Below are 16,013 nucleotides of genomic sequence, written 5' to 3'. Positions count from 1 at the left end.
CGGGCCCGAGCGTGGGTGTCTCGGGCCCGGTGTCCGGCTCAGTCCTTGAGGCCCGCGAACTTGCGCGCCTCGGCGAGCGCGCTGGAGTCAGGGAACAGCGTACGGGCGAGGGTGGCCGTGGTCGCGGCGCCCTCGGTCTTCCCCTGCTCCCCGAGGGACTCGATGAGGCCGGCCCAGGCTTCTTCGAGGACATTCAACGCTCGGGTGGCGGCCTCTCGGTAGAGGGCCTCCGCCTCCAGGGGGGCGTCGCGGACGACGCTCTTGAAGCGAGCCAGTCCGATGAGCGCCTCGGGCGTTCTGTCCGAGGCGTCGACGGCGCCCAGGAGCAACTGCTCGACCTCCGCGAAGAAGGTGGCGGGGTCCGCGAGGTCTTCCTTCCCCCAGAGCAGAGCCCGGCTGGAGAGCAGCAGCCCTGGCACATGGGCGGGGCATTGGGTTCGCAAGCGTTCGAGCAGTCGCAATTGCTCCTCGCTGCCCCATTCCAGGCGCTTCGCCTCCGACAGTAGCTCCAGCAGTTCGTGGGGGCTCGGGTGCATGAGGGCTCACAGCTTCTGAAGCAATCGGGAGTTGTCCTTCGCCACATCTTTCAAGAGCTTCAGCGCGGTCTGAAGCTCCTTCTTCGTTCCGATGCTGAAGTTCTCCGCGTCATACATCTTCTGGAGCTCATGCCGCGTGAAGTCCTTGAGCCGGGAAGGGAAGCTCGGCACGCGCTGCAGCCGGGCAGGTATCTCTCCCAGCTTCATGGAGAGGTCGGCAATCTGTCGGCGAAATGCCGTCGCCGCGGCCTGCTCGATGAGTCCCGACGAGGTGGACTCGGCCACGAGCGCTTCGGCTTGCGCGAACTGGCCATCCGAAATCAGGTGGGTGATTCGCGCTTCCGCGCTGTTGCGGCCGAAGCCGCCACCGCTGCCCTCATCGACGTGAGCGCAGGAGAGCAGGCCGCATCCGATGAGGACGAGCGCGAGAGCCCAGCTCCTTCTTCGTGCCCGCGAAGTCATGCGGACGAGGGTACTTGCAGGCTTCGGTGCGGCCCAGGTCATGGGCCGACACCTGTCTGCTCGTGAGCGCTCGAAACCTCAGCCGCCCGTGTACACGGGGGTCATCGCGTCGATGATGCCGTGCATGAGGCTCTGGCCTTCAGGGGTGTCCGGGCACAGTCCACCCCAGACGAGCGTGAGGCGGTCGGCCACCGGGCGCCAGTACATGCGGCCTCGCATGGCCACCGGCTCGTAGCTCTCCCGGCCGCCCGCGAGGTAGTCCTCCTCCGGCATGCCGAACACCGCGTAGTAGCTCAGGTCCGGCGCGTCCGCGTCCTCCGTGCGGTGCAGCCCGCTGGGAATCACACAGGCCACGTCCGCGCTGTGCCACGCACCCTGCCGGCCCGTTGTCACCTCGCGGACCTCGAAGCACATCCGTGACGCCGGACACCCCAACTCCCCCGCCGTCAGGAAGTTGTAGTCCAGCCGCGGAATCTCCAGCATCTCCTCCACGTCCGGCCGCCCGTCACTCCGGAAACCCCACGGATTGCCGTCGCGCTTGTACGAACGCACCCCGTACGCGCCGTAGAAGACGTTGTACCAGGGGCTGTGCGGATTGAAGTAGTCCGAGCACCCCGCGCCATCCGGGAAGTCCGCGATGGTGAACGCCACCAACAAGTCGAACAGCCGCTTGTTGTCGAACGCCAGGAACGGCTCGCGCGCCACCGCCCCTATCGAACCCCGGATGCGTGGCACCGGCGTCGCGATACCCACCTCCTCCAGGAAGTTCGTCTTGCCCGGCAACGGCGTTGCATTCATGGCCATGACGGCCAGTTCTCGTTGTAAACCCATGGAATTCCGTACCCCGCTGCCACAGCTTATGGGACCGGAGTACACTGGTGAACATGCCGGAGAAGCTCGTCTTCGAGCACACCTTCGAAGGCCTCTTCGTTCGCGGGCTCGCGGGACGTGTCACGCCGGCCTTGAGGGAACGGCTGCGGGAAGTCGGCCTGGACCTGGAGGGCAAGCTCCAGCCCGCCTACGGCTTCGACACCTGGTGCTCCGCCGTCCGTGTCACCGCCCACGAACTGCACCCCGAGGAGCCGCCCGAGGTTGGCTACGCCCTGCTCGGCGAGCGCATGGTGGACGGCTACCGTGAGACAATCATGGGCCGCGCCCTCTTCAGCGTCATCCAACTGCTGGGCCCCCGACGCGGCGTGGGCCGGGCGCGGCAGATGTTCCGCTCCGGCAACAACTACACCGAGGCCCGCGTCGACGACGTCACCTCCCAGGAGGTCGACGTCTGGATGAACGAGGCGGGCCCCATCCGCTACTTCACCCAGGGCGCCCTGCGCGCGGGCCTGCGCGCCACCGGCGCCGTCCAGCCGCTCGTCACCGTGCGCGACTTCACCGCCCAGGACGTCACCTACCGCTGCACCTGGCGCGATGGGCTCGACCCCTGAGCCGGGCCTGCTCGCGGTGGACCTGGGGCTGCGCTCGGGCCTGGCCCTCTACGGCCGCGACGGCCGCCTGCGCAACTACCGCTCCCAGAACTTCGGCAGCCAGTCGCGCCTGAAGCGCGCCGTGCCCTCCGTGCTCGCGGGCACCGGACCCCTGGCCTTCCTGGTGCTCGAAGGCGGCGGGCCGGTGGCCGACGTCTGGGAGAAAGAGGCCCTGCGCCGCGCGCTGCCCGTGCTGCGCGTCTCCGCCGAGGACTGGCGAGAGCGGCTGCTCTACGCACGCGAGCAGCGCAGCGGTGGCCAGGCCAAGGACGCCGCGGATGGCCTTGCCCGCAGGGTCATCGACTGGTCCCATGCCTCGAGGCCCACCTCGCTTCGCCATGACGCCGCGGAGGCCATCCTCCTGGGCCTGTGGGGCGTCCTCGAAGTGGGCTGGCTGCCCCAGGTGCCCGCCGAGGTGCGGGCGCGATAGGCCCCGCACCCCCCGGGAGGCGGCGAGCGGACACGGGCTCCTGGTATGACAGCCAGATGCCCTGGACCTGGAGCCGTCGATGAAGCGTTGGGTGGATGCGCTCGCGCGCACGGGCTACCGGGGCGCGTACGCGCTGGCGCGGGTGTACTGGCTCGTGCGCCACCCCCGGACGCAGGGCGTCTTCGTGGGCGTCTGGCACGAGGGGCGCGTGCTGCTCCTCCAGAACTCCTACAAGCACCCGCTCAGCATGCCGGGCGGCGGCATGGACGCGCACGAGTCCCCCGCCGAGGCTGGCGCGCGCGAGCTGCACGAAGAAGTGGGCGTGCGCGTGGACCCCGCGTCGCTGCGGCCCGCCTTCGAAACCGTGGGCACCTCCGAGAACAAGGAGGACCATGTCCGCTTCCTGGAGCTGGACGTGGACTCCGAGCCCTCGCTCACCATCGATGACCGGGAGGTCACCTGGGCGGCGTTCATCGACCTGGACACCGCCTTGAGACTTCCTGTCTCCCCGCTGGTGCGGGCATACCTGGAGCATGCGCGTCCGCGCCGGAAGTGAGTCACCTCCGTGAGCGGTTGTCCCGGTGCAGGGCTATCGCCAGACGGCGCGAGCCGCGCGGTCGAAACAGGCTGTGAAGACAACCGCGCGCGACAAGACAAGGCGTCGAGGAGGGGGTCGCGCGCGGGTAGAACGAGACGTCAGCGAGCGTGCGCGGCGGCCTGCTCGTTCACCAGGAAGTGGCGGGTGCGGGCCTTGGTGAGCTGCCGCTCCGCCTCCTCCAGGGACACACAATCCACGGTGATGTCGTCGTTGGGCGCGGCCTCGGAAGCCACTCGCGCCGTCTGCAACCGGGCGATGGTGGAATCCGACACATGCGCGCACATGAGACAGCCTCGCTGACGACCGTAGGCCACCACCTCTCCGAAAATCGTGGCGGACTCCGGCTCCAGCGCCTTCAACCCCCGCATATCCGCCAGCACCAGGTGCCGGCCTCCCGCATACGCATCCGTCGCGGCCCGATAGGCCGTGGCGAAATCCTTCATCTCATTGGGTCGGACAAAGCCCTTCAGACGAACGGTGACCGTGCGACGGTTCGTATCGTTGGTGACCTCGAACATGGGCCCTCCCTCCTAGGGAGAGCAAACAATAACAAACATCGAGGCCCGCTCGAAACCACCCCCAGCAACTCTGTCCGCCCTGGAATAGTCGAAAGGAATTGTGTCGAGACAGACCCGGTACGCCGGAACATTGCCGCCACCCCACAGCGCGTTCCACGCCAACGCGAATGCTCCACGCCGGATGTGCAGTCGAGTCCGGGATGACTCAGGCGCGCTGACTGCTCTCACCGGTGAGGACGGCCGAGCCGATGAGATGCGCCAGCCGCAGCGCCTCTGGGACGCGGCCCTTGTCCGTCACCAGCGCGAGCGCGTCCGCGACGAAGGAGGGCTCCGCGCCCCGCACCTGGAAGGTGAAGCCGCCCACCTGATGGATGTCGCCCGCACGTCGCAGCCGGGCCCAGCGCGCGTCGGCCCGGGGCAGGCGCCGCAGCGCGCGCTCCACCGCGTCCAGGTCCGGAGGCCGCCGCATCACCGCCACGCAGGGCTTGCCCAGGCGCGCCGCCAGCTCCGGCAGGTCCACGACGTTGAAGCCCCCGAAGGCGATTCCGTCCAGCAGCACCAGGTGCAGCTGCGGGAGGAACTTGCCGCCTTCCAGGAGCCGGCACACCTCGCGCGTGGCGTTCCAGCCGTCGCGCCGCACGCGTCCCCAGACGAGCCCCTCGAAGCGCGTGCCCGCGCACACCACGCCCGCGAGCTGAACCGCGGAGCCCGCGCGGCGAGCGAAGGGCGCATCGTCGAAGCCGATGACTCGGGGGAAGCGGGGCAGGCGCATGGCCTGGCAGCCTCGCAAAGCGCGCGGGACTTGAGGACAGCAAAAGGAAGAAGCCCGACCCCGCGCACGCGGAAGCCGGGCTTCAGGGAACACCGTGTCGGAACGCTTCAGGCGGCGCGCACGTTCTGCGCCTGCAGGCCCTTGGGGCCGCGGCCGACCTCGAACTCCACCTTCTGGCCTTCCTGCAGCGTGCGGAAGCCATCCATGTTGATGGCCGTGTGGTGGACGAACACGTCCTCACCGCCACCGTCCTGCACGATGAAACCAAAGCCCTTCGCATCGTTGAACCACTTCACGGTACCAGTTGCCATGTATCGCGTTCTCTCGGGTGGTGCGGCGCGCCGCGGTTATCGGCCTTTGAGAAACTAGAGGCCGTAAGGCGGGACGTAGTTTGCCCGGGCCGACCGTCCGAGTGGAAGCCCCCTTGGCCGCTTGCCAGCAGCCACTCCTACTTCCAGGGGATGGACAGGCGCCGCGCGCGCCTGGGGATGCGTGCCTACCGTCATGGAAGCCCCTGGCTTCCCTTGGAAAGGAGCGTCCCATGGCCGTGCCGACCCCTCCGAATCCCACCCTTCCCCCGGTGTCCGCCCCGCCTCACCGGGAGCCGGGGCCCCGCCGGATGGCGCGGCACGTGGCGGACAAGAGCGCCCGGGCGGGCATCCTCTCCCGGCCCCTCTTCGAGCGGCTCCCCCTGCGCCGGTGGGTGCCCTCCGAAGTCCACACCCTGCTGGACTACCGGGGAGGCGTGGCGGCGATGGTGTCGGGGCAGTTGTCCAGGGACAGCCGGGCGCGCCGGGCGGGGAGGGTGCTGGGGGCGTCGGCCATTGGCGTGTCCCTGTTCACCGACGCCCGGCTGAGTCTGGCCAGGCTCATCCCCATCGAAGCGCACGAAATCTTCGACTACGTCCACGGCACGGCGGCGGTCCTGGCGCCCTTCGTGCTGGGGTATGCCCGGAAGCACCCCGTCGTCGCCACGGTGCACGTGCTCCTGGGGCTGTCGTCGCTGGCGGTGGCGCTGGTGACGGACTACCGCTGCCAGACGGGCATGCACCTGGGCGGGGAGCTGCGCACGGACCCGGAAGGCATTGGCGCATGAAAGCGAAGCGGCGGGGCCCCGTGAGGGCACCCCGCCGCTTCAATCACTTCAGGCGTGTGAGTGGACGGCTCAGGCCGTCTTCACGGCGGCCTGGGGCTTCGCGTCGGAGGACGACGCGCCGCTGTTGCCGCTGACGCTCTGGATGCGCATCTTGTAGAAGCTGCGGTAGACGAACACCGTCGACAGGGCGAAGAACACCACGGAGAAGATGCGGGTGAGACTGCCCTGGCCCGCGGCCTCCAGCTCCACCGCCAGCTCCACGGCGAGCAGGCCGAAGAGGGTGGTGAACTTGATGACCGGGTTGAGCGCCACGGAGGACGTGTCCTTGAACGGGTCGCCGACGGTGTCACCGACGACGCAGGCCGCGTGCAGCTCCGTGCCCTTGGCCTTCAGCTCCACTTCCACCAGCTTCTTCGCGTTGTCCCAGGCGCCACCGGCGTTGGCCATGAAGACGGCCTGGTAGAGGCCGAAGATGGCGATGGAGATGAGGTAGCCCACGAAGAAGTACGGCTCCAGGCAGGCGAACGCGAGCGTGCTGAAGAAGATGGCCAGGAAGATGTTGATCATCCCCTTCTGCGCGTACTGGGTGCAGATTTCGACGACCTTCTTGGAGTCGGCCACGCTGGCCTTCTCCACGCCCTCCAGCTTGATGTTGGCCTTGATGAACTCCACCGCGCGGTAGGCGCCGGTGGACACCGCCTGCATGGACGCGCCGGAGAACCAGTAGATGATGGCGCCGCCGGTGATGAGGCCCAGGAGGAACGGGGCGTGCAGCAGCGAGAGGAACTGCGTCTTCTCGGTGTTGAGCTGGCCGTTGGTGATGCCGACGAGCAGCACGATGATGGAGAAAATCATCGTGGTGGCGCCGACGACGGCCGTGCCGATGAGCACCGGCTTGGCGGTGGCCTTGAAGGTGTTGCCCGCGCCGTCGTTCTCCTCGAGGAACTGCTTGCCCTTCTCGAAGTCGAGGTCGAAGCCGAAGTCGCGCTTCACCTCCGCCTTCACGTCGGGGACGTTCTCGATGAGGGACAGCTCGTAGACGCTCTGTGCGTTGTCCGTCACCGGGCCGTAGGAGTCCACGGCGATGGTGACCGGGCCCATGCCCAAGAAGCCGAAGGCGACGAGGCCGAAGGCGAACACGGGGGCTGCAATCATCAACTGGCCCACGTCCGCGCCGGGCACGCCGGAGCCGCTGAACCAGAACGCCAGGCCCATCAGGCCGGCGATGATGAGACCCATCCAGTACGCGGAGAAGTTACCCGCGACCAGACCGGAGATGACGTTCAGGGACGCGCCACCCTCGCGGCTGGCCGTGACGACCTCGCGAACGTGACGGCTCTCCGTGGAGGTGAAGACCTTGATGGCCTCCGGGATGATGGCGCCCGCCAGCGTGCCGCAGCTGATGATGAGCGACAGCTTCCACCACAGCGTCGGGTCGCCGTTCAGGGTGGGGATGAGCAGGTAGCTGACCAGGAAGGTCAGCGCCACGGAGATGAGCGACGTCACCCACACCAGCGCGGTGAGCGGGTGCTCGAAGTTCATGTGGTCCGCGTTCTTGTACTTGGCGGACTGGTACAGGTTGTTCAGGCCGTAGGCGGCCAGCGACGCGAGCACCATCACGATGCGCATCACGAAAATCCAGACCAGCAGCTCGACGCGGAAGCCCTCGCCCACGGCCAGCAGGATGAAGGTGATGAGCGCCACGCCCGTCACGCCGTAGGTCTCGAAGCCGTCCGCCGAGGGGCCCACGCTGTCGCCGGCGTTGTCGCCGGTGCAGTCCGCGATGACGCCCGGGTTGCGCGCGTCGTCTTCCTTGATTTTGAAGACAATCTTCATCAGGTCGGACCCGATGTCGGCGATCTTCGTGAAGATGCCGCCGGCGATGCGCAGCGCGGAGGCGCCCAGCGACTCGCCGATGGCGAAGCCGATGAAGCACGCGCCCGCGAAGTCCGCCGGGATGAAGAGCAGGATGGCGAGCATCAGCAACAGCTCGGTGCTGATGAGCACCATGCCGATGGACATACCCGCCTGCAGCGGAATGGCGTACGTGGGGTAGGGCTTGCCTCGCAAGCTGGCGAAGGCGGTGCGGCTGTTGGCGAACGTGTTGACGCGGATGCCGAACCACGCGACGCCACACGAGCCGGCGATGCCCACGAGGCTCGCCACCAGGATGATGACCACGCGGTCCACGCCCATGTGACGCAGGAACCCGAAGTAACCCACCATCACCACGGCGATGAGCGCCCACAGCACGGCGATGAACTTCAACTGCGTCATCAGGTACGTCTTGCACGTCTCATAGATGAGCTCGGAAATCTCGAGCATCGCCCGGTGCACGGGCAGATTCTTGAGCGAGGCGTACTGCATGAAACCGAACACCAGTCCGATAACGCAGACCGCGATGCCGGAGAGCAACAGTTGGTGCCCGTTGATGCTGCCGCCAAAGAATGACTTGGAGGCGAAGTCGGGGAGAACGAGGTCCGCCTCACTGGCGTGGGCGGCGCTGGCGGCGAACACCGTCAGCAGCCCGAGGGCTTTGACGGCGACACCGGTGACGCCCCTACGCAGGGCGTCCATCCGTGGAACAGTGCGTGTCATGGGGGTGCAACTCCTCACAGAGGCTCGTCCAAAGCGCGGCCCACAACGCCGCGCCCCGGAGTGAACAGGGAGTGGTGTCGAGGGGTTGGCCGCCTGCGAGCGAAGTTGCCGCGCGCCGACGCTTCAGCACAGCCTCGCCCTTCAGGGTGCAACGTCACACGCCTGAAGGCGGGCTCGCGAATAGCATGGACAGGCGCTGAAAGTCGAATTGCGGGGTGTGATTGTCCGCAACCTGATCCAACGGTGGGGGGAGCTGGGAGCCCCGCAACCCGTCAGGTGGTGTGTGTATGTCAGGGCTTCAGACGGAAGAGAATGCCATCCTGGGGATGCGGGTAAGGGGTTCCCGCAGGTTGGGCGCGCCGCAGCGCGACAGCGACCAGGGTATTGCCAGATCCATCCACTGACACCGAGCGGGCTGTCGGGGGGAGGGGACTGGAGAAGCCTCGCACCCAAAGGGAGTCTCCCTTTTCAGGCAGGAGGCGGGCGACATAGAGGCCGGCAGGAGAAGGCGCCCGGCCCAAATCCAGTCCTCCGTCATGGGTGCCGGTGAGCGTGAGCTGTCCCGCGTCATCCGTGGCGAGCGCCGTGGCGGTGGCGGCGAAGGAGCGCGCCCAGCGCTCTTGGCCTTCCGCGTTGAAGGCCGCCACGAAGCCGTGATGGGCGCCCGCGTCATGAGGTTTGTTCTGAAAGTAGAAGCGGGTGGAGAAGGAGCCCGCGACGAAGACGCGGTCCGGGCCGACCGCCAGCGCGGAGACAGCTCCGGTGGCGCCTCGGAAGTCCCGGCTCCACGCGTGGGTGCCATCCGGATGAAGCTTGAGGACGAAGGGCGTGCGTTGGCGCACGGTGAGGAACGAGCCTCCGCCGAAGCACACCGCGCCCGCGTAGGCGCCACCCATATAGATGCCGCCGAAGGCGTCCACCGCCGTCGCGCGCGCCGTCAGCAGGCCCTGTGTCCCCGCGGACCAGACGCGGCTCCAGCGCGTGTGGGTGTCCGCGCCCAGCCGCACCACGAAGGCGCCCCGCTCGCCATCGGGCGGCTCGCGCACGGCGTCGCCGAAGTCCCGCGCCCCGGAGAAGTCTCCCACCACCACCACGCCCGCGTCGTCCCGGGCGATGGCGTGCACGGTGAGCGTGCCCTCACCCGCGAAGCCCTTCACGTGTTCGACGGCGCCCTCGGCCGACAGGCGCGCGACGAAGGGCCCGTCCGGCAGGCGCGTGGTGCCCCACTGGGAGCCCGCGGAGGCGCCGCCCAGCCAGACCTTGCCCTGGGTGTCGATGACGAGTCCGCCCACGCGCGCGTTGGACGTGCCCTCACCTGGTACGAGCCCATGCGCCCAGCGCAGGGCCCCGTCCGGGGAGAAGCGCGCCACCATCATGTGAGCTCTGGATGCACTCCGGTTGAAAGGCAGGGGGCCGCCCCCCACGTCCAAAGGCTCTCGGTATGTCGCCGCGACGAGGACGTCCCCGTTGGGGGCCGTCACCGCGTGTGGCGCCTCGCTGTCCCCGTTCGCCAACGGGCGCGACCACGCCATGACCCCCTCGCCCTCGTTTGTTCCTTCCGCCGCCGCCGCCACCCTCAAGCCCGGAGCACGTGGAGCCGCCAGGGCTTGCTCCCCGCACGCCGCGAGGAGAGGACCCATCAGACACACCACGCTCACCCAACGCCACCCGACCATGCCCGCCCCGACCTCTCCCGCCCCCGACCCCCGACGACCCCCTGCCCTTCAACCGCGGGGACGCTTCTGCAAGGTGATTGCCAGCAGTCCTTCCGAAAGGCGCTTCCCTCTGGGCGCGAGAGGGACCCCGGCCTGGGGGACGAGAAAGGTGTTCGTTCTCCTGAAAAAATCCCTGTCCACCAGCCAACGCTGGAGGAAAAACGACGCGCCCGGCCGGAAGGCAGACAGGCCTGTAGTGCTTCGAGCAGGCAGGTGGGCGTGGCGCGTGGCCCTCATCTGTCCTGGGGATGACAGGCGTCGTGAGGGACTCGGTTTCATCCCGGCGCGTGGACAAGGCGGGTGACGGGGCGGATGCGAACATCACGATTCGATGAAAAACACGAACATGCAACGGATTGGGTTTTACGTGTCGGCGCTGGCGTGACGTGACGCTGGCCAAGATTTGACAGAGTTGAGTCAGTGATTGTCTGTCCATTCGGGCACCTTGCGTTGCGTTGAATCCAGCACAGCAGCCAAGGAGCCGTCCATGAACAGCATGAAGTGGGTGATGTCCGCCACGGTGGTTGCCATGTCGGTCGTGGGTTGTGGAGGTCAGTCCGGCGCGGGGGCTCAGACTGCCCAAGCGGTGGAGCAGAAGGCGTCGCTGGCCATTCCGAACTTCTATGGTTCGGACACGCTGAAGGAGGCCCTCATCGCGGCCAATATCGTCGCGGGCTCCGAGCTGAGCATCGAGGGCAAGGGGTCCGGCGTCGGCGAGGCCTGCCTGCGCAACGGAGTCGGCTCCAGCGGCTTCTGCAGCTCGGGGGCGCAGACGCTGGCCCCCATGTCGCGTGACTTCGCGGCGCCGAAGACGGCGTCGGGTGCGGCCTGTGTGAGCGGCACGGCGACGGGCGCCTGCTGCCCTGGCGAGCGCAGCAACATCATCGCCCTGGACGCGGTGAGCGCGTTCGTGAAGTCCACCCGCTTCGCCGCCTTGCCGGGCAACGGTCTCACCACGGAGGAGCTGCGTCGCATCTTCTTCGCCACCGACAGCGCGGGCGTCGCCATCGCCAATGCGTGCCCGACCAACTGGACCGCGTTTGGCCAGCCGTCCGCCACCATCGTCAAGTACCGCCGCGATGACCTCTCTGGCACCACCGACACGTTCAAGTCGCTGCTCAAGGGCGGCACCTTCTGCCCTGGCATCACCGTCATCGTCGACGGCTCCGCCTCCAACCCCAGCCCCTGCACGTCCTCGGACAGCGCCACCACCTGCATCGGCAAGCTGGCGGAGAACGACAACAACGCCATCGGCTACGCCGGCGACTCGGCCACCCGGCTCGGCAATGCCAGGCTCTGGCTGAAGGCCGTGGCTCCCATCACCCCGACGACCAGCACCTATATCGAGCCCAGCGAAGTCAACGTGCGCAAGCTGCTCCAGTCTGGCGCGACGGATGTCTATCCGCTCTCCCGCCGCATCTTCCTGAACGAGAACGTCAACCGCGCCAGGTCGTTCGAGGAGGCCGTCCTCTACGAGTGGATCTACAGCCCCACGGGTGCGGAAGAGTTCGAGGAGATCCTGACCCAGCAGGGCTTCATCGCGTGTGCACCTGAAGAGAACTTCACGCCGCTGGCCTGCGGCGGCGATGGCCTGGGCCGTGGCGCGGGGCTCTGCTCCGGTCCGTGATGTGAAGTCACGCTTCGACAACCGTTGTCACTGAATGCTTCGGGCCGGAGGGCACCTGTCTGCCTCTCCGGCCCGTCTCTCGTGGAGGGAAGACCCTCCGCGCCCACCTGTGCCAGACGAAAGCCCCATCCACCATGCGCTCTCAGCTTCGCGTCCTGTTCCGCTCCTCCCTGTTGTTGCTCTCCACCTCCTGGCTCGGCGCTCCCGCGCTGGCGTCGGACCTCCACGCGGCACCCTGGGTGTGCCGCGATTCCCGTGGTGCCGTGGGCGACGTCGAGGAGATTGCCCTGCCCGCCGGTGCGGGCCCGCTGAGCATCGCCCTGGGGCCCGACCTGGCGCTCTGGTACACGCAGGCTGGCTCCGGAAAGATTGGCCGTTCCACTCGCGCGGGCATCACCTCCGAGTTCGCCCTGCCCACCACCGGCGCGGGCGTGCAGCAGATCGCCGCTGGCTTCGATGGCAACCTCTGGTTCACGGAGCTGGCCGCCAACCAGATTGGCCGCATCACCCCGGCCGGCGTGGTGACGGAGTTCCCGCTGCCCAACCGGGGCGCCAGCCCGGCTGGTATCGCCGCGGGCCTGGACGGTAACGTCTGGTTCACGGAGGTCATTGGCAACCGCATCGGTCGCATCACCCCCTCGGGTGAAATCACCGGGTTCGCCCTGCCCACCGCCGCCGCCCAGCCGCGCGCCATCACCCAGGGCTTCGATGGAAATCTGTGGTTCGTCGAGCAGGCGGCCAACAAGGTCGGCTCCATCTCCTTCGAGGGCGTCATCACCGAGTTCGCCCTGCTCACCGAGCGCTCCTCGCCGTCCGCCATCGTCGCGGGCCTGGATGGCAATCTCTGGTTCACCCAGCAGGCCGCCAACCAGATTGGCCGCATCACCCCGGACGGCGTGGTGACGGAGTTCCCGCTGCCCACCGCCGGAAGCCAGCCGAACGCCATCGCCCTGGGGCCGGATGGCCAGCTCTGGTTCACCCAGCTCGCGGGCAACCGCATTGGCCGCATCACCTACGCGGGTGCCATCACCGAGTTCGCCCTGCCCACGCCCGGCAGCCGCCCGTCTGGCATCGTCATCGCGCCTCCGGGCAACTGGTGCCTGGACGCGCATGTCTGGTTCACCGAGCGCGGCGGCCACAAGCTCGGGAAGCTGCGCGCCATCGCCGTCCCCTGACGTTCCGGGGCGTGACGATTCCGAGACAGACATGCTTCCGGGTGTGCGGGGTGGTGTCTGATTTTGTTGCAAGGACTTGTCATTCCCTGTCGGAACCCACGGCTAGGGTGCACCCATCCTGGCAGGTCCTTCGTGTCTGCCATGACTCGGAGGGCCTGGGGGCGACCACGGTGCATCCAAGGGGATGCGGGAGGGACATCAACATGGGGATGACTCGGATGGGGACTGCCCCAGGCCGCGTGCTGGTGGTGTGTCTGTCGTTCTTCCCCGCCTTGCTGGCATGTACGTCGGAGCCGGCGGGCGTGGTGGAGGTGCCCGTGGTGGTGCCTCCCTTCCAGCGCGGCTGCACCCCGGCGCGCTCCAGCGAGAAGATTCCCCTGCGGCGGGCCGCCACCCGGGCGCCGGTGACGGAGAACTTCGACAACCTGCTGGCGCGCGTGGGAACGCAGTGTGCCTCCTGTCATCTGCCTCCGAACATCCAAGGAGGCTTCCAGTACACGGCGGACCTGGAGGGCCTCAAGCGCGACGGCGCGCGGATGGCCCTGAAAGCCTCTCAAGGAGAGATGCCGCCCAGGGCCTCGCCCCAGCAGCTCAAGGAGGCGGTGGAGCTGTCCTGCGCGCTCAATGCCTGGCTTGCCCGGGGCTCGCCGACAGGCACGTTCCCCGTCGTGTGCGAGGCCAGCTCGGAGGGCGGCGTCACGGTGGCGCGGGAGGTGGGCGACTCGATGACGGACGTGGGCCACTGCATTCCGCAGGTCGCCAAGGACCACCCGCTGGGGAGCGACCCGGAGAAGGACACCTTCTTCGCCGGACTCACGAAGCTGCCCCGCTTCTTGTCGGAGACCGACAGCGACATCATGACGTTCGACGCGGACACGCTTGCCAACCACGGCACCGTGGCCTTTGCGCCCACCTATCCGCTCTTCTCCGACAACGCCAAGAAGCTGCGACTGGTCCACGTGCCACAAGGACAGTCCATCCGGTACGACGAGCAGACACAGAAGTTCCACATCCCGCCCAATACGCGCTTCTACAAGACGTTCTTCAAGTCGGTGACGGACCTCCAGGGTCAGCGGCGCTACCGGAAGATGGAGACGCGGCTCATCATCGTCCGCGAGCCCTGGAACCAATCCCTCTTCGGCACGTACCTCTGGAACGAGGACGAGACGGTGGCGGAGCTTCATGACCTGCGCTACCGCGACAACGAGCCCTTCTCCGACCGCGTGCTCGTCTACAAGGCGTATGAGATTGGCGGCGCCACACGCAACTACGCGATTCCCGGCGCCCACCGATGCATCCAGTGCCACTCCGGCTCCGAGGCCCAGAACTTCATATTGGGCTTCACCCCCCTGCAGCTCAACCGCCGGGCCCCTGGCGAGGCCGGGGTGGATGCGAAGGCGCTGATTGACGAGGACGAGCTGAATCAGATGGACCGGCTGGTGCGCTACGGCGTCATCACCGGCGTACCCGCCTACCGCCAGTTGGAGGCGCTGGAGACATCCCTGCCCCGGCTGGAGCGCTTCGCCGAGGCGGCGCAGGCGGAGGCCCCTTCACCAGAGGCCCACAAGGCCACGCTGGAGCTGCAGGGCTACTTCGTCGGCAACTGCGGCCAGTGCCACAACCCCAACGGCTTCGCGGTGCGGAGCAACCCCGCCATCGCCTCGCTGGACTTCTCCGCGGGCGGCGTCCTCTTCGGCTGGAAGCCGTGCGGCGTGAAGGAGAGCAACGGCCAGCGTGTCTATGTGGACTGCGAGGTGAAGGACTACTCGCAGGACCTGCTCTTGCGCACGCCCTCCAGCACGCTCTATCAGCGCGTGGCTCGGGACACGGATGCTCGCGTCATCCACATGCCCACCAACGTGCCGGGCAAGGACTGTCGGGCCTCGCTGCTGGTGGCGCGCTACATCGCGGCGCTGGACTGGCCCGCCGACAAGCTCCTGCCCCCCGCCCAGCAAGCCGAGGCCCGCCAGGCGCGCCTGCGTCAGGCGGACACCGTCGTGGCTGGCGCGTGTACGGACCCCTCGGACGTGCAGTGGATTGCCGAGGACTTCACCGACAAGGTCCCCTACGAGCCGCGCAATCCCGCCTGGAAGGACGCCATCGGACAGGGAGAGTTCGAGTACCTCACCCGATACGCCATCACCGAGCGGCACGAGCAACTCGCCAGGAAGCTCTTCCCCACCAACTGGTGGTTGCCCAAGCGCACCTGCCGCTTCCCGCAGCGCGACAGTCCTCCGGCGGGGCATGACCCCTGGAATGACTCGCGCGACAAGTGGATGGTGAATGCGCTGGGCAATCCCCGGGCGCCCTGGGGCGAGCTCTACTACACGACGCCGGGCGCGACGGCCTTCCAGGGCATCTGCTCCAACTGCCACGGCCGCGTGGGAGATGGACAGACGGGCGCGGCGAAGGTGCTGGTGGCGCTCAATGGCGGTCGGGTGGCCAACCTCGTCGCCGGCCTGTTCGGCTCCAGGGATGGCGTCTCCCACCTGACGCGGTTCGACAGCATCAACCCGCACGGGGGCGCGCGCTACCTGGCGTACATGGCCTCCGGTGGGACGGCGGTCCAGTTCACTCCGGAATTCATGAGCGCGTGGATCAAATACGGAGAGGTGGACATCGACTTCTCCCCGCGCACGTCGGACTGGAGCAAGTGGGGCGCGAACATGCTGGGCGCCGGGCGCGGTGCCTGTGACCTCATCCGCACGGGCAACTTCGGCACGGCCTCCGCCGAGCCTCCGAGCGGCAACCGCAACGCCATTGGCGGCGTGCGCATGTGGGAAGAGGTCTGCTCGCTCGACAACCCGCTGACGGACGCGGTCCGGGCGGGTCAGGAGCCCGCGCTGGGTGAGTGGCTTCAGCGCGCGCAGTTCAACGTGGGGGTGATGGCGTACTTCTACCTGCGCGATGAGCTGTCCAAGGGACCGGGCGCCATCTACCCCCTGCGGACCGAGTGTGAGCGACAGGTGGCGCCATGAGTCGCGCCGTCCCTGTGAGTCCTTCAG

15 protein-coding genes are annotated in these 16,013 nt (G+C 67.9%); 7 read left to right on the top strand and 8 right to left on the bottom strand.

Annotated features, from left to right (window positions below):
- Positions 1–38: 38 nt before the first annotated feature.
- From HUA75_RS32780 to HUA75_RS32770, 3 genes are all read right to left on the bottom strand, one after another.
- Positions 39–536 (bottom strand): hypothetical protein, encoded by a 498-nt coding sequence (locus tag HUA75_RS32780; protein ID WP_141645426.1) that lies wholly within the window; start codon positions 534–536, stop codon positions 39–41.
- A 6-nt stretch (positions 537–542) separates the two neighbouring features.
- On the bottom strand, positions 543–998 hold the full coding sequence (locus HUA75_RS32775) for a hypothetical protein (protein ID WP_174488610.1): 456 nt from the start codon (positions 996–998) through the stop codon (positions 543–545).
- Positions 999–1,076: 78 nt separating this feature from the next.
- Positions 1,077–1,802, bottom strand: coding sequence for a hypothetical protein (locus tag HUA75_RS32770; RefSeq protein WP_246137435.1), 726 nt, complete (start codon positions 1,800–1,802; stop codon positions 1,077–1,079).
- Positions 1,803–1,882: 80 nt separating this feature from the next.
- Here HUA75_RS32770 and HUA75_RS32765 point away from each other — a divergent pair, with 80 nt between their 5' ends.
- The 3 genes from HUA75_RS32765 to HUA75_RS32755 all read left to right on the top strand — a co-directional run bounded on the left by HUA75_RS32765 (position 1,883) and on the right by HUA75_RS32755 (position 3,465).
- Positions 1,883–2,440, top strand: a complete 558-nt coding sequence (locus HUA75_RS32765; RefSeq protein WP_174488609.1) for a DUF2378 family protein — start codon at positions 1,883–1,885, stop codon at positions 2,438–2,440.
- Positions 2,424–2,909, top strand: a complete 486-nt coding sequence (locus tag HUA75_RS32760) for a hypothetical protein (protein ID WP_174467838.1) — start codon at positions 2,424–2,426, stop codon at positions 2,907–2,909. The genes HUA75_RS32765 and HUA75_RS32760 overlap by 17 nt, the downstream gene beginning before the upstream one ends.
- A 79-nt stretch (positions 2,910–2,988) precedes the next feature.
- Positions 2,989–3,465, top strand: a complete 477-nt coding sequence (locus HUA75_RS32755; protein WP_141645431.1) for an NUDIX hydrolase — start codon at positions 2,989–2,991, stop codon at positions 3,463–3,465.
- Positions 3,466–3,605: 140 nt separating this feature from the next.
- Here HUA75_RS32755 and HUA75_RS32750 read toward each other — a convergent pair whose 3' ends face one another.
- From HUA75_RS32750 to HUA75_RS32740, 3 genes are all read right to left on the bottom strand, one after another.
- The gene (locus HUA75_RS32750; protein ID WP_141645432.1) at positions 3,606–4,025 is read right to left on the bottom strand and encodes a hypothetical protein; all 420 of its coding nucleotides are present in this window, start codon (positions 4,023–4,025) and stop codon (positions 3,606–3,608) included.
- Positions 4,026–4,230: 205 nt separating this feature from the next.
- Positions 4,231–4,797, bottom strand: a complete 567-nt coding sequence (locus tag HUA75_RS32745; RefSeq protein WP_141645433.1) for a DUF99 family protein — start codon at positions 4,795–4,797, stop codon at positions 4,231–4,233.
- 107 nt (positions 4,798–4,904) lie between these two features.
- The gene (locus tag HUA75_RS32740; RefSeq protein WP_015346287.1) at positions 4,905–5,108 is read right to left on the bottom strand and encodes a cold-shock protein; all 204 of its coding nucleotides are present in this window, start codon (positions 5,106–5,108) and stop codon (positions 4,905–4,907) included.
- Positions 5,109–5,338: 230 nt separating this feature from the next.
- On the opposite strand from HUA75_RS32740, the gene HUA75_RS32735 reads away from it, so the two are divergent.
- A complete protein-coding gene (locus HUA75_RS32735) occupies positions 5,339–5,893 on the top strand; it encodes a hypothetical protein (protein ID WP_174488608.1) in 555 nt (184 codons plus the stop codon).
- 69 nt (positions 5,894–5,962) lie between these two features.
- Here the strand turns inward: HUA75_RS32735 and HUA75_RS32730 are convergent, their stop codons facing one another.
- Positions 5,963–8,491, bottom strand: a complete 2,529-nt coding sequence (locus HUA75_RS32730) for a sodium-translocating pyrophosphatase (RefSeq protein ID WP_174457448.1) — start codon at positions 8,489–8,491, stop codon at positions 5,963–5,965.
- Between the two features lie 290 nt (positions 8,492–8,781).
- Positions 8,782–9,867 carry a hypothetical protein gene (locus tag HUA75_RS32725; protein WP_254627866.1) on the bottom strand — a complete coding sequence of 362 codons (1,086 nt, stop codon included), beginning with the start codon at positions 9,865–9,867 and terminating at the stop codon, positions 8,782–8,784.
- An 826-nt stretch (positions 9,868–10,693) separates the two neighbouring features.
- On the opposite strand from HUA75_RS32725, the gene HUA75_RS32720 reads away from it, so the two are divergent.
- From HUA75_RS32720 to HUA75_RS32710, 3 genes are all read left to right on the top strand, one after another.
- The gene (locus HUA75_RS32720; protein ID WP_174488607.1) at positions 10,694–11,833 is read left to right on the top strand and encodes a substrate-binding domain-containing protein; all 1,140 of its coding nucleotides are present in this window, start codon (positions 10,694–10,696) and stop codon (positions 11,831–11,833) included.
- 134 nt (positions 11,834–11,967) lie between these two features.
- A complete protein-coding gene (locus HUA75_RS32715; protein WP_254627865.1) occupies positions 11,968–13,008 on the top strand; it encodes a Virginiamycin B lyase in 1,041 nt (346 codons plus the stop codon).
- A gap of 218 nt (positions 13,009–13,226) precedes the next feature.
- Positions 13,227–15,986 (top strand): hypothetical protein, encoded by a 2,760-nt coding sequence (locus HUA75_RS32710; protein ID WP_254627864.1) that lies wholly within the window; start codon positions 13,227–13,229, stop codon positions 15,984–15,986.
- The last annotated feature ends 27 nt before the right edge of the window (positions 15,987–16,013 follow it).

The organism is Myxococcus sp. CA040A (genome assembly GCF_013336725.1).
Taxonomy (GTDB): Bacteria; Myxococcota; Myxococcia; order Myxococcales; family Myxococcaceae; genus Myxococcus; species Myxococcus llanfairpwllgwyngyllgogerychwyrndrobwllllantysiliogogogochensis.
The sequence above is the reverse complement of the archived record's forward strand: the minus strand, read 5'-3'. Positions and strand labels throughout refer to the sequence as shown.

Bases quoted from the DNA above. Each gene is read 5' to 3' on its own strand.
- HUA75_RS32755 (WP_141645431.1), top strand. From the start codon at position 2,989: ATGAAGCGTTGGGTGGATGCGCTCGCGCGCACGGGCTACCGGGGCGCG.
- HUA75_RS32740 (WP_015346287.1), bottom strand. From the start codon at position 5,108: ATGGCAACTGGTACCGTGAAGTGGTTCAACGATGCGAAGGGCTTTGGT.
- HUA75_RS32715 (WP_254627865.1), top strand. From the start codon at position 11,968: ATGCGCTCTCAGCTTCGCGTCCTGTTCCGCTCCTCCCTGTTGTTGCTC.
- HUA75_RS32710 (WP_254627864.1), top strand. From the start codon at position 13,227: ATGGGGACTGCCCCAGGCCGCGTGCTGGTGGTGTGTCTGTCGTTCTTC.
- HUA75_RS32765 (WP_174488609.1), top strand. From the start codon at position 1,883: ATGCCGGAGAAGCTCGTCTTCGAGCACACCTTCGAAGGCCTCTTCGTT.
- HUA75_RS32760 (WP_174467838.1), top strand. From the start codon at position 2,424: ATGGGCTCGACCCCTGAGCCGGGCCTGCTCGCGGTGGACCTGGGGCTG.
- HUA75_RS32745 (WP_141645433.1), bottom strand. From the start codon at position 4,797: ATGCGCCTGCCCCGCTTCCCCCGAGTCATCGGCTTCGACGATGCGCCC.
- HUA75_RS32780 (WP_141645426.1), bottom strand. From the start codon at position 536: ATGCACCCGAGCCCCCACGAACTGCTGGAGCTACTGTCGGAGGCGAAG.
- HUA75_RS32720 (WP_174488607.1), top strand. From the start codon at position 10,694: ATGAACAGCATGAAGTGGGTGATGTCCGCCACGGTGGTTGCCATGTCG.
- HUA75_RS32770 (WP_246137435.1), bottom strand. From the start codon at position 1,802: ATGGCCATGAATGCAACGCCGTTGCCGGGCAAGACGAACTTCCTGGAG.
- HUA75_RS32775 (WP_174488610.1), bottom strand. From the start codon at position 998: ATGACTTCGCGGGCACGAAGAAGGAGCTGGGCTCTCGCGCTCGTCCTC.
- HUA75_RS32735 (WP_174488608.1), top strand. From the start codon at position 5,339: ATGGCCGTGCCGACCCCTCCGAATCCCACCCTTCCCCCGGTGTCCGCC.
- HUA75_RS32730 (WP_174457448.1), bottom strand. From the start codon at position 8,491: ATGACACGCACTGTTCCACGGATGGACGCCCTGCGTAGGGGCGTCACC.
- HUA75_RS32725 (WP_254627866.1), bottom strand. From the start codon at position 9,867: ATGATGGTGGCGCGCTTCTCCCCGGACGGGGCCCTGCGCTGGGCGCAT.
- HUA75_RS32750 (WP_141645432.1), bottom strand. From the start codon at position 4,025: ATGTTCGAGGTCACCAACGATACGAACCGTCGCACGGTCACCGTTCGT.